Consider the following 15,098-nt stretch of genomic DNA (forward strand, 5'->3'; position numbering starts at 1 on the left):
GTGTTAAATTGGATATTTCCATATTGTTTCTAGCTTTTTTACTACTGCATTAAAAGAATGGGATGCGAATATAGGTGAAGATGTAAAACAATTTCTTACGGCAAAAATAGGATGAGAACCTAAGACAACATTCTGCATTAAGATACTTGTCACCAGAGGAGTTTGCTAGAAAGATCAATAAAAAAATATTGCAGCTTAACTACGTGTCCATTTTATTGTGTTCAAGTTAGTCTTTTGAAATAGCTGAGTTGAGCGGATCTTTTACCATATTATTAAGAACTTTTTTTGTCATTCGGCTCATGAACGAATCTCGATAGGTCTGTCCGATAGGGATGGCATTTTTATAATGTTCTAATTGAACCATATTTCCATTGATCATTACAATAAATGGAATAGCAATGATAAAAGACTTATGGATTCGCACAAAGCGATCAGGTAGTAATATATTGTTTAAAGCACTTATGTTGAGCTGGACCATAATGCTTTTATTATCAGCGGTGTAAAAACATACATATTTTGCTTTTGCTTCAATGTATACGATTTCGTTAAGCTTAATTTTGACCAGCTTCCCTTTATATTCTGTTTTGACAAATATAAATTCTTCCTCTTGTTTAGCGTCGATTGAAAGCTGTTGTTGCGCCCTTTCCACCGCTAGTAGAAAACGTGGAAAAAATATGGGTTTTAATAGGTAGTCCACAACATTCAGGTCAAATCCTTCAAGGGCATATTCTCTGTATGCGGTCGTGAGAATTACCTTATATCTTTCATTCAACATCTTCAAAAATTCCAATCCGGTTATTCCCGGCATTTGAATATCCAAAAACAACAGATTGACCTCCGTGTTGTTAAGTAACTGTAATGCAGCTATTGGATCGGCTGCAGTACCCACTAAATTTAAATAGGGAATCTGTTCAATATGTAGTGTCAGCAGTTCGATATTGTGTGGTTCGTCGTCAACTACGATACAATTTATCATATGTTAGATATTTATAACTATTTCGGTTATGTAATAATTTTCGTCTTCCTTAATTGTAAATGTGTGTGTGCTGCCATACATCAGATTCAGGCGTTGTTGCACATTATTTACGCCGATACCTTTTGATAATTCTTTTGGACCATTTCTTTTTTTATTACTTACCAAGAAGTTTATTTTGGAGTTTCGGGCCTTAATTTCAATTGAGACCTGATTTTTTGCATCATGAAGTTCACCATGTTTAAATGCGTTTTCAACCAGCGTGACTAAAGTTAAGGTGGGGATTTTAGCGTTCTTAAGTTGAATATCTTCGCTGTAGCTGATTTTTATGTTGTTATTGAACCGGATTTGGTTCATCTGAATAACTTTTTTTATTTGCTCAGCTTCTAAAGCTAACGGTACAATTCCCTGTTCACCCCAATCCTCCAATGCGTAACTCATTATTTCTGATAGCAGATGGACTGCCTGTGACGCTTCAGGATTGCTCTTATACGTTTTTGTGTAAATTAAGCTCAATGAATTAAAAAGGAAGTGAGGATTGATCTGATATTTTATTGCCGCCAATTCCGCTTTTAATTTTTCACGCTCCAACTGTTCTTTACTCCTGCGAATCACGTTTGAACAAATAGCTACGGCCACAAAATAGGATATAACGGTAGAGGCAATATTTAGTATTGTTGTTGTGATAAAAAATGAATCCGGACTTAGGTTGCCGGTATTTTCTCGATCGCTTCTGTGCACGAAAAATGTCCAGTAATATTCATAAATAGTTAGCACGGTGAAGAAGGCGATCACCTGGACTGATACTTTTCCCCAGCGTCGATCCATAATCGCGGGTATAGCAAAATGATATATAAGCACGTAGAAAACTACTGTGCCTTTTAGGATTGTATGAGTAAAACTTACATAGAGATTAATTTCACCTTCAAATTGACCAACTGTTTTATCAAAGCCCTGAAGTTGTACCAGAAAGAGAAATACGGCGATACTCCATATTCCATAAATCAGAAAAATAACCAAAAACTCCTTCCACTTTATCCTGATTGCTAATGACATTTAAACCTTGAATAACTTATTGCTGTTCTTATTTTTAAACAAAATTAGTTGAAATGGATGATGATTGAAAGTTTTATCTATTGACAATAAGATTATAGGCATGAACGGTACTATTGGTTACATCAAAACGGATAAGCGATATCGGACAGGTGGCTAGATGTCGTGCAATGGTGATATTAATATAATAGTTTCCGGCCCGAAGTACAAGGACCGGAAATTGATACATTAGGAAATCATGTATTTGTTAAATTGTTGCGCGCTCGGATATTAATTGAGTAACTAGAAAATTAATTGAAGACCTGACAGCTGTATTAGCAGGATGAGCATAAAATTACAGGGATGCGATTTATTTATATTTGACAAATGTGGCTACAATTTTTTTAACCTTGATATTATTTGTGATTGAACCGCCTGTATAAGTATTATTCTTTTTGCCATTCTGCAGATTTCCAAAATCTGATTTTGATGATCCCGTTACTTCCTCGGTGAGTTTCATGACCACAGCATCCGCACCTTTGGATTGGCCGAGTGTTATTACCTTTTGCTGCGCGGCCTCTATGGAGCCAAAACCTTTGCCTATATCCGTTGTTCCCATTACTTCGTATCCTTTTTTAATGTCATTTACATCAAAAAAAACATCCACATGCTGGGTTGGAGCATAACTTTTCCCAAAGTAAGATGGAGCAGAACAAGAGGTGGCGGCTAAGGCAATCATTGCAACCGATTTGATCAATAAATTTTTCATTTGTTTAATTCTGTATGAGTGATTTTATTTCTTATTTCGTGCAATATTAGGGGAAAGATAAGTAGGTATAAAGTTTTAAGCATCAATAAAGGTATTCGTGGTATAAACACTGTAATTTACTGCATTAAATAGCTTAAGAACCATTTCAATTGGCGTAAGGTCTTAGCATATTGGAAGCAATCTGTAAAGTATTGGAATGCCAGCCTTGAGACATTTTGGGATTTGTTGAGGGCTGAGGGCCTGATTTTGTTCAGATAAAATCTTGATGATCTGAACTTCTGAAAGTTTACTGTTTTTCATAGCCTTCCAAATTCAAAAACTATATTTAAATGTTTCGGTTTTTCGGGAAGAGGTCAGATGCAAATTTACAGTTTCTCTATTTTTATTTAGGTAAGTGTGCAATCAATTCGACTTCTAATTTAGCATCTGACATATACAATCTTTGTACCTGTATCCAGGTAGCGGCAGGAAAGTCATGATTGTAAAACTTTTTCCTTACATCATTATATTTCTTCATTGCTTCAATGTCTGTCGTGTACAAATTCTCTTTTACCACATGTTGAAATGTTGCTCCAAAACTGGCCAAAGACGCTTTTAAATCAGTGTAAACTGCTTGAATTCCTTTAGGGGAAAGATCCGTCGTTACGGCGCCCGATATATAAAGAATGTTATCAACTTTTAAAACTTGACAATATCCCGCTGTTGTATCCTGTTTTATTTTGTTGTTGTTCCAATGCCACTTTTCTTTTTTGATATTTTTTTCCTGTGAAAAAGTATTGCTAAAAATTAATAGAAATGGAAGTAAAATAAGGTATTTCATAGCTTTTGGTCTTTATTTAAATGGAGATCTTCATTGTTTAGTTATTTTCCTAAATTAAGAAATTTAGGAATTGATTACACCTTTTCAGAAACTTCTATCTTTATTTCAAAATAGAGAATAATAGCTCCTCCTTTAAAATGTTCGATTTTTATGCGTTACAGGTAGGGAAAGAATCCTGCTACTAACTAAAAATGTCTTTTACCGGTTGCCTCATCTCAATTAAAGAAAACATCATCCTTTAACAGACTTTTCGATATCTCCTTCATATCGCTTAGATAGATATTGTTTTCCATAGATAGCGAGTTCTACATTCATATTTTTGCTTTACTCATAAAAACGAAAGATATGGTAAATCAATTTTTAATTAAGGAAACTAGGGAAGATATGGCCCGAATTCTCTACTTTTAAAATGTCCTGTTTTGCGGAGGGAGGTCAATTCGTAGGAAATATAAAATTTTATTGTGGGTACCAATGATTTTGATTTAGTAAATTTATCACTATATTAAGTTCGTCGTTCGTACCAATTATCAGAATTTGCCAAATGAAATCTCCTAAAGAAGCTGCTACACTGGAAAAACTTAAAAATGGAGACCTAAATTCGTTTAATGAAATTTATTTCCATTATTCGCCAAAGATCTATGTTAGATTGATCAAATTGGTGAAAAATCAAACTATTGTAGAAGAAATCTTACAAGAAGTATTTACCAAAATATGGCTCCAACGTGAAAAGATTGACCCTAATAAGGGATTTGTCTCATTTCTCAATCATATTGCGGATAATTTGGCCATGGATTTTTTTCGAAAAGTACAGAGAGACAAGGCTCTTCAATTGGAAATATGGGCTTCAGCTATAGAATTGTATTATCATACCGAAGAAAAACTGTTTTTCAAAGATAAGCAACAGATGTTGACCAATGCAATCGACTCCTTGAGCCCCAAACGAAAGGAGATTCTGATCCTCAATAAATTTGAAGACAAAAGTTATAAAGAAATAGCCGATTTACTGGGTATCTCAGTATCTACTGTGAGTAATCAATTGGTGAGTGCACTCAAAGATATCAAAAAATATATTCAAGAAAACTACCGAGATGAGTATATAATCAGTCTTTTTGCGGCCTTTTTATTTAAGCTATAAAAAAAATAAAAAAAGTAATAGTGTGATTCTCTTTGTCAAACGTATAGAGTAACAAATACAGCAATGTATTGAACTAATTATAGTAAATTTTGAAAGAGCAATCCTTTAAAGATCAATTGTTGGCGTATATCCACAACCGCTTGGATGCGCAGTATTATGAGTCATTTTTTGACGAAATGGCCGAGATGGATACTGCAATTCTAGAGTTATGGATCACTGAGATGCTAGATCAGGATGAAGGACAAGCATTACAACAAATTCCGTTACCAGATTTAAGCATGGTTCATCAGAAAGTGCTCGATCATATTTATGCCGTAGATCCGCCAAAACCTATGCTAATTCAGAGAATAAGCCCGTGGGCCTGGGCTTCCTGTGCCGCCGTGCTAATTTGCGTATTGTCGGTTCTCTTTTTGAAAAATTTCTCGACCTCAACAAAAGAACAGGTTACCTGGTATGAAAATAAAAATGCTTATACAATCAATGCTCAGCTTCCTGATAGCACGACCGTTATCCTCTATCCACATGCAAAAATTGGATTCGAATATACTGGCAGAGGCCACCGCGATGTACATCAGGTGCAAGGTCGGGTTATTTACAAGGTGCACAAAAACAAAAATGCACCTTTTCAAGTCAATTACAGAGGATATTTGACCACTGCCTTAGGGACAATATTTAGCGTAGATCCCAAGGATGCCGATCATGTACTGATAAGACTAATGGAGGGCAAAATCTCGGTCGGATCAGTTACAGCGGAAAGTCGAAATTTAATATACCTCCAACCAAAAGAGGAAGTATTGGTCAACTTAAAACTGCAGCAGATGATTAAGTTTTCGGAGCCTGAATTGACAAAATCTCAGCCTGATCGTGTGGATAAGGAGTTAAGAAAACTCATTCCACATCTAACTGCCAATGTCGAATGGACCAATCAGTCTGTCAAATTTAACCAAACCAAAAACGTTCTACTCTTAAGAGTAATCGAAAGCCTGTATGATGTTTCGATTATATGTGATAATCCTGATTTGCTCAACAGTTCATTTACAGGAAGTTTAAATAGCAAAGAATCGCTAGCCAATTTTTTGAACAGCTTCTGTCAATTGAACGGTTGTACATTCCAAGTGAACAATGATATTGTTAACATCAGTAATTCGGGAAGAAAGGAGGACGTACAGTAGGAGAGAATCAACCCAACGCAGAAAAATAAACCAATATATAAATCAGAATAACCAACTGTAAACAATTATGAAGCATATTCTAATCAAATTAATGCTCGTGGGATTGCTATTTCCATACTTTTCTGTAGGATTTGCGCAATCAAACCTGAAAGTAAATGGTAAAATAGTTGACAACGAAGGTAATACATTACCCGGCGCAACTATTGATCTTGTCCACGATAAGAGCAGTAAAAAAATCCATTTTGTGGCCGATAACAACGGATTATTTGTTTTAACTCCACTTGTTGCTGGCGAAAATTATACGATCTATGCCCACCATCTCGGCTACGATACAGATTCTGTTAAGCATTTTGTGGCAACGGCTAACAGCAAAAATACAGTGCTTATACGTCTGAAATCACACACTGGAATAATAGACGAAGTTGTTGTCGTCGGTTACGGTGTTCAGAAAAAGGTCAATTTGACGGGTGCTGTTTCCGCCGTATCGGGAGAAGATCTGAACAATAGGCCCGCAGGGCAAACCTCTTCGGCCCTTCAAGGCATGGCCTCGGGAGTAACCGTCACACAGCGTTCTGGCAAGCCGGGAGCGGACGGTGCGGATATCCGTATCCGCGGTATCGGTACACTTGGCAACGCAGCACCTTTAGTGTTGATTGATGGGATCGAAGGTTCTATCAATAATATCGACCCCAATTTAATAGAGAATATTTCCATATTAAAAGATGCCGCCTCCGCATCGATCTACGGTTCGAGAGCTGCCAATGGTGTCATCTTGGTCACGACCAAAAGGGGAAGTTCTGATAAAGTCGCTATTGCCTACAATAATTATTTCGGCTGGCAGTCGGCGACCAATATGCCCAAAATCGTCAATGCCCTGGACCATATGCTGCTGACGAATGAAGCGTATACCAATGTTGGTGCGAGTCCATTATATCCGGAGGATATCATTGCCGCCTATCGTAGTCAGGGCAATGGCAGTTCGGACGAGTATCCCAATACCGATTGGCAAAAGGAATCCTTGCAGGGGAATGGATTTCAGCAAAGCCATTTTCTGACGGTCAATGCTGGCACAAACAAATTAAAAATGCTGACTTCGGTCGGTTATTTCGACCAGAAGGGTTTGACACTAAATAGCTCGTTTAAGCGCTATACCATCCGCAACAACGTAGATGTTAAATTCTCAGATCAGCTCGCCGTTAAATTTGACTTTCAATACGTCAATCCGATCGTAACCTCACCAGCAGCGAGCATCGAAGAACTTTTTCAGTGGATGAGCAGTATTCCTGCCAATCAATCCTTCAGAAACTCCAATGGTACATGGGGACTGGGCTGGAATGGTAATAATCCCGTCTCCGCCGCCGCTGATGGCGGTGTTGCTACCAACAAAAGTCCATTTGGAAGTATCAATGCATCATTGATCTATAGACCCAAAGAATGGCTGACCGCTGAGGTCAATTATGCACCTAAATATGCGACACAGGTAAATAAGAATTTCCGGAAAGCAGTGCAGTCCTATTTTCCAGATGGTACGCCGAGCTTCTCGGTCCCTGTGCGTACAGCACTTACACAGTACAATAGCCAAGAACTTTTTAATAATATGCGGGCGACCCTTACGTTAAACAAAGATTTTGGTCCACATCAGTTGAAAGCATTGGTTGGTGGTTCGCGGGAAGACTACAAGATTGATTACTCCCAGGGTTTTAGGGACACCTACGTTCTCCCTGACTATGAAGTGCTCAATGCGGGTTCGGCATTAAATCAGTCAGCGACAGGAAGTGCTTCCGAGTGGGCATTACAATCTTTATTTTCAAGGATCAATTACATTTTCAAAGATCGTTATCTTTTAGAACTCAATGCACGCTACGATGGTTCGTCTAGGTTTGCCAAAGGTAATCGCTATGGTTTTTTTCCATCGGCATCCGCCGGATGGCGTTTTTCCGAGGAGCAGTTCCTAACCGCATCCAAGGGATGGCTTACTGAGGGGAAAATCAGGGCATCATGGGGTAAACTGGGAAATCAGAATATCGGGACCTATCCAGCCGTGGCATCTTTAAACCTAGGTTCGTACACATTAGGCAATGGCATCGTCAATACGGCAGCGCTAAATGATATGTCTAATCCTGATATTACATGGGAGTCTACCGAGGAGAAAAATATCGGTATTGATCTTACCCTATTTAAGCGATGGACTATTACAGCAGATTTTTACAATAGAAGAACCAGTGATATATTATTACAGCTGGATATCCCGCTCATCATTGGTTTAAATAAGCCTTATCAAAATGCAGGCGTCGTCGAGAATAAAGGTTGGGAGCTTTCCATGGGCTATCGAAGCGATCCGGCCAAAGACTTTAAATATAATTTTACACTCAACCTCTCTGATGTCAAAAACAAAGTGTTGGATATGCGCGGAATCAATCAGACTGGTCTAACGGTCAATCGGGAAGGCTATCCCATTAATTCGATCTTTGGCTATGTTTCCGATGGCTATTTCCAAACAGTGGAGGAGGTAAAAGCTCATGCCACACAGTTTGGTACCTTAGCACCAGGTGATCTCAAATACCGTGATCAGAATGACGACGGAGTGATTAATGAGTCCGATAAGGTTATCATTGGTAGTACCATTCCACGATATACCTATTCGCTCAACTCCAATTTTAGTTTCAAGGGATTCGACCTCAGTTTTCTTTTGCAAGGTGTAGGCAAAGCAGATGGCTACCTATACGGGGCCGGTATTCAGCCCTTTACGACGACCGGGGCAATCGGTGGAACGATTCGTGAGGATAATAAAGATAGATGGACACCCGATAATACTACAGCGAAATATCCCCGATTGGCTTTCGGACAGAATAACAACCAGCAGTCTTCCCAATTTTGGATGAAAAATGCCGCCTATCTTCGCCTGAAAAATTTGCAGCTTGGCTATACCTTTCAGGCTGAGCTACTAAAGTCCATCGGGCTGAATAAACTTCGGGTATTTGTTAATGGTTCAAACTTATTCAGCGTAGATAAATTTTGGGACGGTTATGACGTCGAAGCACCAGTAGGCTATGGTAACTTTTACCCACAGGTAAAGGTGTATTCTTTTGGATTGGATATTACATTATAAACTTGGCTTGTATGAAAACTCTAAATAAACTCGCGTTATATATGCTATCGATTGCAGTTCTCCTTTTGGTGGGGGCATGCGAAAAATACTTGGACAGATCGCCCTTGGATGGCCCTTCGGACGAAAATTATTTCAAAAATCAGGATGAGCTGACATTGGTTGTCAATGGTTTGTACAGTGCCCTGGCATTTCATCCCACGGACGACATGCCCATTAACCTTACCCTTGATGATGCCACCGATATTGGGTGGGACCGTAATACCTCTGATTTACAAGCTGTGGGAAGGGGAGATCACGACAGCAACAATGGCTACATCCGGAATATCTGGACCAATTCTTATAAGGTCATTGGCAAATGTAATTTCATCCTGGACAATATCCAGAAGTTGGATGGAAAGATGGATGCCAAACTCCAACAGCGTTATAAAGGCGAGACACAGTTTATCCGGGCTTATGTTTACCAATATCTGATCGATTACTTTGGAGGAGTACCTTTGGTTACGAGCGGCATAAGCCTTGCCGATGCCAATGTTCCGAAAACGTCTAAGGCTGAAATTGCTAGCTTCATCCTCAAAGAACTCGATGAAGCTGCCGCTATTTTACCGGTAAGCTATGGTTCGGCAGATGTTGGGCGTGCGACCAAAGGGGCAGCATTGGCCATACGTGCTCGGGCAGCACTTAATAACGGACTTTGGGATGAAGCAGCCCGTTCGGCTAAAGAAGTCATGGACCTAAATGTATATGCCTTACACGCCGATTTCGGCCAATTATTTACGTACGATGGGCAGGCTTCCAAGGAGATTATTTTTGCTTTTCAATATCTGCGATTACAAAAAACAAAGACCCACAGTGCTACGCGCGGATTTCTGTTGCGCAACGCGCAAGGGACTTCCAACAAAATCCCATCGCAATCCATTGTTGATAGCTATCTCTGCACCGATGGATTTGCCATTGACAAATCTTCCAGATTTGATCCTAAAAAACCATTCGCCAATCGAGATCCGCGTCTGGGGTATACCATCGCACTTCCCGGTAGCACGTTTTTTGGTTTTCAGTTTGAGACCCATAAGGATAGTATAACCTGCTGGAACTATACATACAATACATCCACGGCAGTACGTATCCAAAATCAGGATGCGATCAATGCTTATGCGACCTTTTCTGGTTATTGTTGGAAAAAATATGTCGATATAAAGGACAAAGATTTTACGATGGAATCGGAGTTAAATATTATTCAGAGCCGCTATGCCGAAGTGTTGTTGATTTACGCCGAGGCGATGGTCGAAAACAATACGATCGACAAAACCGTCTATGACGCAATCAACAGCATCAGGCAGCGCCCTACTGTCGATATGCCGGCAATCGCGAGTAATAAAACGCAAGCTGAGCTGCGCGAGATCATACGGAAAGAAAGACTTTACGAATTAGCCAATGAAGGCTTTCGCTTAGTCGATTTGAGACGGTGGAAACTGGCCGATAAATTTATGAATTCGACGCTCTATGGCCGCATTCCAAAAGGCTTGCTGACTAATGCGCCGACGATCGATGGGGATAATTACGTGAATTATAAAAATGTCGCTAATCAGAAAGACATGCGGGTTATCGAGCTCCGAAAGTTCGATCCCAGCAAGAATTATCTTTGGCCGATCCCGAATATTGAAATTGTAACGAATAAAAACCTGGAACAAAATCCAGGCTATTAAATCCTAAGATGATGAAAAAAACACGCGTAATGATCATTGGACTTTTGACGATGTTTTGGCATTTAGTCATAGGGCAAACCGACAGACAGGTAGATCTATGTATTTATGGTGCCACCTCAGCCGGCGTAATAGCCGCCTACACCGCTTCACAGGCCGGAAAATCCGTCTTACTGATCGATCCTGGTACACGGGTAGGAGGGCTCAGCTCCGGTGGATTAGGGCAAACGGATATCGGAAACAAATATGTCGTCACAGGGCTCGCTCTTGATTTTTATCGCAAAATGGGCAAGCACTATGGCAATTTTGAACAATGGATTTTTGAACCCAAGGTAGCCGAATCTATTTTTAAGGACTATATGGTACATGCTAATACACCAATGTTAATGGGACATCGTTTGGTAGCCGTTAAGACTGACAATCGATCGATTAAAACCATTTCACTGCTTCCAAGTGAGCACAGGGATGGCAAAAAAATAACTGTAGCCGCCAAAATATTTATGGACTGCAGCTACGAGGGTGACCTCATGGCCAAAGCTGGCGTGTCCTATCATGTTGGGCGAGAGTCAAATAGTACCTATGGAGAGACGATTAATGGTGTTCAATTGCTTGATGGCCATCAGTTTCCCGATGGTGTAGATCCCTATAAGATAAAAGGTGATCCTCAGAGTGGTATTTTATGGGGGATCAATACGGAGCCTTTAAAACAAAATGGAACGGGTGATGCTAAGGTTCAAGCTTATAATTATCGGATCACATTGACCAATGTCCCTGAAAACAGAATAGAAATCACCAAACCAGATAATTACGACGCAACCAATTATGAACTCTTAAAGCGCCAAAAAGAAATACAGCCTTGGAAGAGTATCCAGGACGTATTTATTTGGAGCCTTATGCCCAATGGAAAGACCGATATCAATAATAGGAATGGATTTTCAACAGATATGATCGGCATGAACTGGCGTTATCCCGAAGCCGATTATTTCGAGCGGAAGGAGATTATCAAGGCCCACGAAGATTACACCAAGGGTCTCTTATATTTTGTTGCCAACGATATTTCGGTACCGGAGGCGATACGAAGCGAATTCAAAAAATGGGGATACCCCAAAGACGAATATCCCGACAATAGCCATTGGTCTCCACAATTATATATTCGGGAGGCCCGCAGGATGATCGCAGATGTCGTTATGACCCAAGACCACTGTCAGGGTCGTGAGCTAGTATCCGATGGCGTAGGCTATGCTGCATACACCATGGACTCGCACAATTGTGACCGTGTGATCGTCAATGGCATGGTCAAAAATGAAGGTAACGTTGAGGTTGGCGGATTTTCTCCCTTCCCGATTTCCTATAGGGCTATTGTGCCCAAAAAAGAGGAAATCGACAATCTTGTTGTTCCCGTATGCCTGTCGGCAAGTCACATTGCCTTTGGCTCCATTCGCATGGAGCCCGTATTTATGGTATTGGGGCAATCCGGTGCTGTGGCTGCCTGCGAAGCGATCGATAACAAAATAGCTATTCAGGATGTTGATATTAAACGCGTGGAGAAAATACTGCGAGACAACCCGAAAGCGGATGGCCGTAAGGCCGATTATATCATTCATGTTGATGATAAGGATCAGGTTATGTTGAAGGGAGCTTGGCATAAATCGTCAAAAAAAGGTTATGGTATGAGTTATCAGGAAGTGGATAATGATCTTTCTGCTGTAGCACGTTTTGCTCCTGGAAAGGATTTTACCGCGGGGAAATATAAGCTTTACAGCTATTTTCCGAAAACGGCCGAAAGCACGGAATCTGGAAAGTTCATTATCCATACCGGAAAGACAAGGATCGAAAAAGATATAAATTTCAAGGAAGTCCATATTCTGGGACAGACAACCAGTACCTGGGTAGCGCTCGGTGAATACGAATTTGAGAAAGGAAGTAACAAACCTTATGTGGAGATTATGTCATCCGAAAAAGGCGTTATGGCGGCAAATGCGCTATTGTGGGTTCCGGTCACCGATCAAAATTAAACGTATGAAAAAGATAAAAATAGGTTTAAAATTAGCACTTGTTTTCGCTTTTATGCAGGTCGAAGCACAGCACGTAGCCAAAAAGGTAGATGTCGTGATTTACGGCGGTACCCCGGCAGCGATTACAGCTGCATTGGAGGTAAAGCAGGCCGGCAAGTCTGTTGCCATCTTATCGCCCGATCGACATTTAGGAGGCCTGAGTTCTGGAGGGCTCGGCTTTACAGACACGGGCAATAAAGCCGTTATCGGTGGCTTTGCCAAAAAATTCTATCAGGACGTATACGATCATTATTCACAGGAATCGAGCTGGAATTGGCAATCGAGGGCTTCATTTGGCAATCGAGGGCAGGGCACTGTGGCAATGGATAGTGAGCATGGGACGATGTGGATCTTCGAACCCCATGTCGCCGAGGGTATTTTTGATACATGGGTGCGGGACTATCAGATTGATGTGGTGCGCGAGGCCTATTTAGATCGGCAGGAAAGTGCCATTAAAAAAGAAGGTACAGCCATCAAATCGATTAAGACCTTGGACGGAACAGTGTACGAGGCGAAGATATTTATTGATGCCACCTATGAAGGCGATCTGATGGCGCTGGCCAAAGTAAGCTATACGATCGGGCGGGAGGCCAATAAGACTTATGGGGAGCGGTGGGGCGGTGTGCAGACCGGAGTCTTTCAGCACCGGCATCACTTTATCGCGAAGATCAGCCCCTATAAACGCGAGGGAGACACCAACAGTGGACTGGTATTCGGCGTTTCTGCGGAAGATCCCGGGCAATATGGCACAGCAGATCAGAAGCTGCAGGCCTATTGCTTCCGCATGTGCCTGACCAATGATGTCCGCAATCGGAAGCCCTTCGCCCAACCTCTCGATTACGATCCACAACATTACGTTTTACTACAACGTTTATTTCGTGCCGGTTGGGACGAAGCCTTTCAAAAATTTGATCTGGTGCCCAACCATAAAACCGATGCCAACAACCATGGTCCATTCAGTACCGATTTTATCGGGATGAACTATAACTATCCCGAAGCGAGTTATGCCGAGCGAAAATCCATTATCGAGGCCCATCATCATTACCAGCAGGGTCTATATTACTTTATGGCAAATGATCCCACTGTTCCCTTCGCAATAAGGACAAGGATGGCCGAATGGGGGTTGGCAAAAGACGAATTTAAGGATAACGATAACTGGCCTTTTCAGCTGTATATCCGCGAAGCAAGACGGATGATAGGGCAGTATGTGACGACTGAGCATAATATTCTAGGAAAGTGCAGGGTAGAAGATCCGATCGGCATGGGTTCGTATACGTTGGACTCCCACAATGTACAACGCTATGTGACCAAAGAAGGGTATGTTCAAAATGAAGGCGATATTGGCGTTCAGGTACCCAAGCCTTATGCCATTTCCTATGGATCAATCATCCCGAAGATCGATGAATGTACAAATTTGCTAGTCCCTGTCTGCGTATCCAGCTCACATATTGCCTTTGGTTCCATTCGTATGGAACCCGTATTTATGGTGTTGGGGCAGAGTGCTGGTGCCGCTGCAGTCCTAGCGATTGATAATGATCATATTGTGCAGCATGTCGACTACGGGCTATTAAAAAAGCAACTGTTGAAAGTAGGACAAGTATTGGAGCAAAAATAATATATGGTGCTAGCATTAGACTTAGATATATGATGGATTTAGCTAATATGAATGCCCTCACACTGGTTTTTGCGTCGATTTTGATATTTGCGCTCGCATACCGCTTTTACGGAATTTTTATGGCGCAGAAAGTGCTACGGCTCAATGATGCGGTAGCGACTCCAGCGGTCGAGTTTGCTGATGGGCATGATTACGTTAAGACGGATCGTAAGGTCTTGTTTGGGCATCATTTTGCCGCAATAGCAGCGGCAGGACCATTGGTCGGCCCGGTGCTAGCGGCACAGTTTGGTTATCTTCCAGGGGCACTCTGGATTTTGATCGGCTGTGTCTTGGGCGGTGGTGTTCATGATATGGTTGTCCTGTTTGCTTCCGTACGGCACAAAGGGCAAAGTCTTGCTACCATTGCGTCCAAGGAGATCGGTCGCGTTGTTGGTGGGACAGCTGCTATTTGCGTTCTTAGCGATTTTGGCCATGTTGTTGATGCTGCTTGTCTTTATAGGCACGTTCCGAAAATGGTATCAGTTGTTTAAAATTGAGGCTAAATTTATCGACCAAAATGGAGAATCTGTAAAGGAATTGGTTGATCGTTAAGCGGAAATTTCAAACTTCCTAAAATTATATTGTAAGTTTTTTGATGGGAAATGTGTTCCTAATTAAGTGCCATGTTGGGTGCTACAGGGACTGTGATTTTCGATAACGTTACCGCTACTTTATCCGGT

12 protein-coding genes are annotated in these 15,098 nt (G+C 41.1%); 7 read left to right on the forward strand and 5 right to left on the reverse strand.

The window, feature by feature from the left end; genetic code table 11:
- Window positions 1-226: 226 nt before the first annotated feature.
- From A9970_RS03215 to A9970_RS03235, 5 genes are all read right to left on the reverse strand, one after another.
- Complete coding sequence (locus tag A9970_RS03215) at window positions 227-976, reverse strand: LytTR family DNA-binding domain-containing protein (protein WP_182981270.1); 750 nt, start codon at window positions 974-976, stop codon at window positions 227-229.
- A 3-nt stretch (window positions 977-979) separates the two neighbouring features.
- Entirely contained in the window at window positions 980-2,029 is a 1,050-nt protein-coding gene (locus tag A9970_RS03220) for a sensor histidine kinase (RefSeq protein WP_182981271.1), read from the reverse strand.
- Between the two features lie 73 nt (window positions 2,030-2,102).
- Window positions 2,103-2,255: a hypothetical protein gene (locus A9970_RS03225; RefSeq protein ID WP_182981272.1), complete on the reverse strand. Its 153-nt coding sequence runs from the start codon at window positions 2,253-2,255 to the stop codon at window positions 2,103-2,105.
- Window positions 2,256-2,375: 120 nt separating this feature from the next.
- Entirely contained in the window at window positions 2,376-2,774 is a 399-nt protein-coding gene (locus tag A9970_RS03230; RefSeq protein ID WP_200845708.1) for a hypothetical protein, read from the reverse strand.
- A 382-nt stretch (window positions 2,775-3,156) separates the two neighbouring features.
- Window positions 3,157-3,594 (reverse strand): RidA family protein, encoded by a 438-nt coding sequence (locus tag A9970_RS03235; protein ID WP_182981273.1) that lies wholly within the window; start codon window positions 3,592-3,594, stop codon window positions 3,157-3,159.
- Between the two features lie 541 nt (window positions 3,595-4,135).
- On the opposite strand from A9970_RS03235, the gene A9970_RS03240 reads away from it, so the two are divergent.
- The 7 genes from A9970_RS03240 (at window position 4,136) to A9970_RS03270 (ending at window position 14,909) form a co-directional block, all read left to right on the forward strand.
- Entirely contained in the window at window positions 4,136-4,729 is a 594-nt protein-coding gene (locus A9970_RS03240; RefSeq protein ID WP_153845555.1) for an RNA polymerase sigma factor, read from the forward strand.
- Window positions 4,730-4,818: 89 nt separating this feature from the next.
- Window positions 4,819-5,901 (forward strand): FecR family protein, encoded by a 1,083-nt coding sequence (locus A9970_RS03245; RefSeq protein WP_182981274.1) that lies wholly within the window; start codon window positions 4,819-4,821, stop codon window positions 5,899-5,901.
- Between the two features lie 67 nt (window positions 5,902-5,968).
- Window positions 5,969-9,010 (forward strand): TonB-dependent receptor, encoded by a 3,042-nt coding sequence (locus A9970_RS03250; protein ID WP_182981275.1) that lies wholly within the window; start codon window positions 5,969-5,971, stop codon window positions 9,008-9,010.
- Between the two features lie 11 nt (window positions 9,011-9,021).
- Entirely contained in the window at window positions 9,022-10,713 is a 1,692-nt protein-coding gene (locus A9970_RS03255; RefSeq protein ID WP_182981276.1) for a RagB/SusD family nutrient uptake outer membrane protein, read from the forward strand.
- 8 nt (window positions 10,714-10,721) lie between these two features.
- A complete protein-coding gene (locus A9970_RS03260) occupies window positions 10,722-12,725 on the forward strand; it encodes an FAD-dependent oxidoreductase (RefSeq protein ID WP_259655321.1) in 2,004 nt (667 codons plus the stop codon).
- A gap of 4 nt (window positions 12,726-12,729) precedes the next feature.
- On the forward strand, window positions 12,730-14,379 hold the full coding sequence (locus tag A9970_RS03265) for an FAD-dependent oxidoreductase (RefSeq protein ID WP_182981277.1): 1,650 nt from the start codon (window positions 12,730-12,732) through the stop codon (window positions 14,377-14,379).
- 47 nt (window positions 14,380-14,426) lie between these two features.
- Window positions 14,427-14,909, forward strand: coding sequence for a carbon starvation CstA family protein (locus A9970_RS03270; RefSeq protein ID WP_259655347.1), 483 nt, complete (start codon window positions 14,427-14,429; stop codon window positions 14,907-14,909).
- Window positions 14,910-15,098 lie beyond the last annotated feature (189 nt).

Origin of the sequence: Sphingobacterium sp. UME9 (assembly GCF_014170215.1) — a bacterium.
Taxonomy (GTDB): domain Bacteria; phylum Bacteroidota; class Bacteroidia; order Sphingobacteriales; family Sphingobacteriaceae; genus Sphingobacterium; species Sphingobacterium paramultivorum.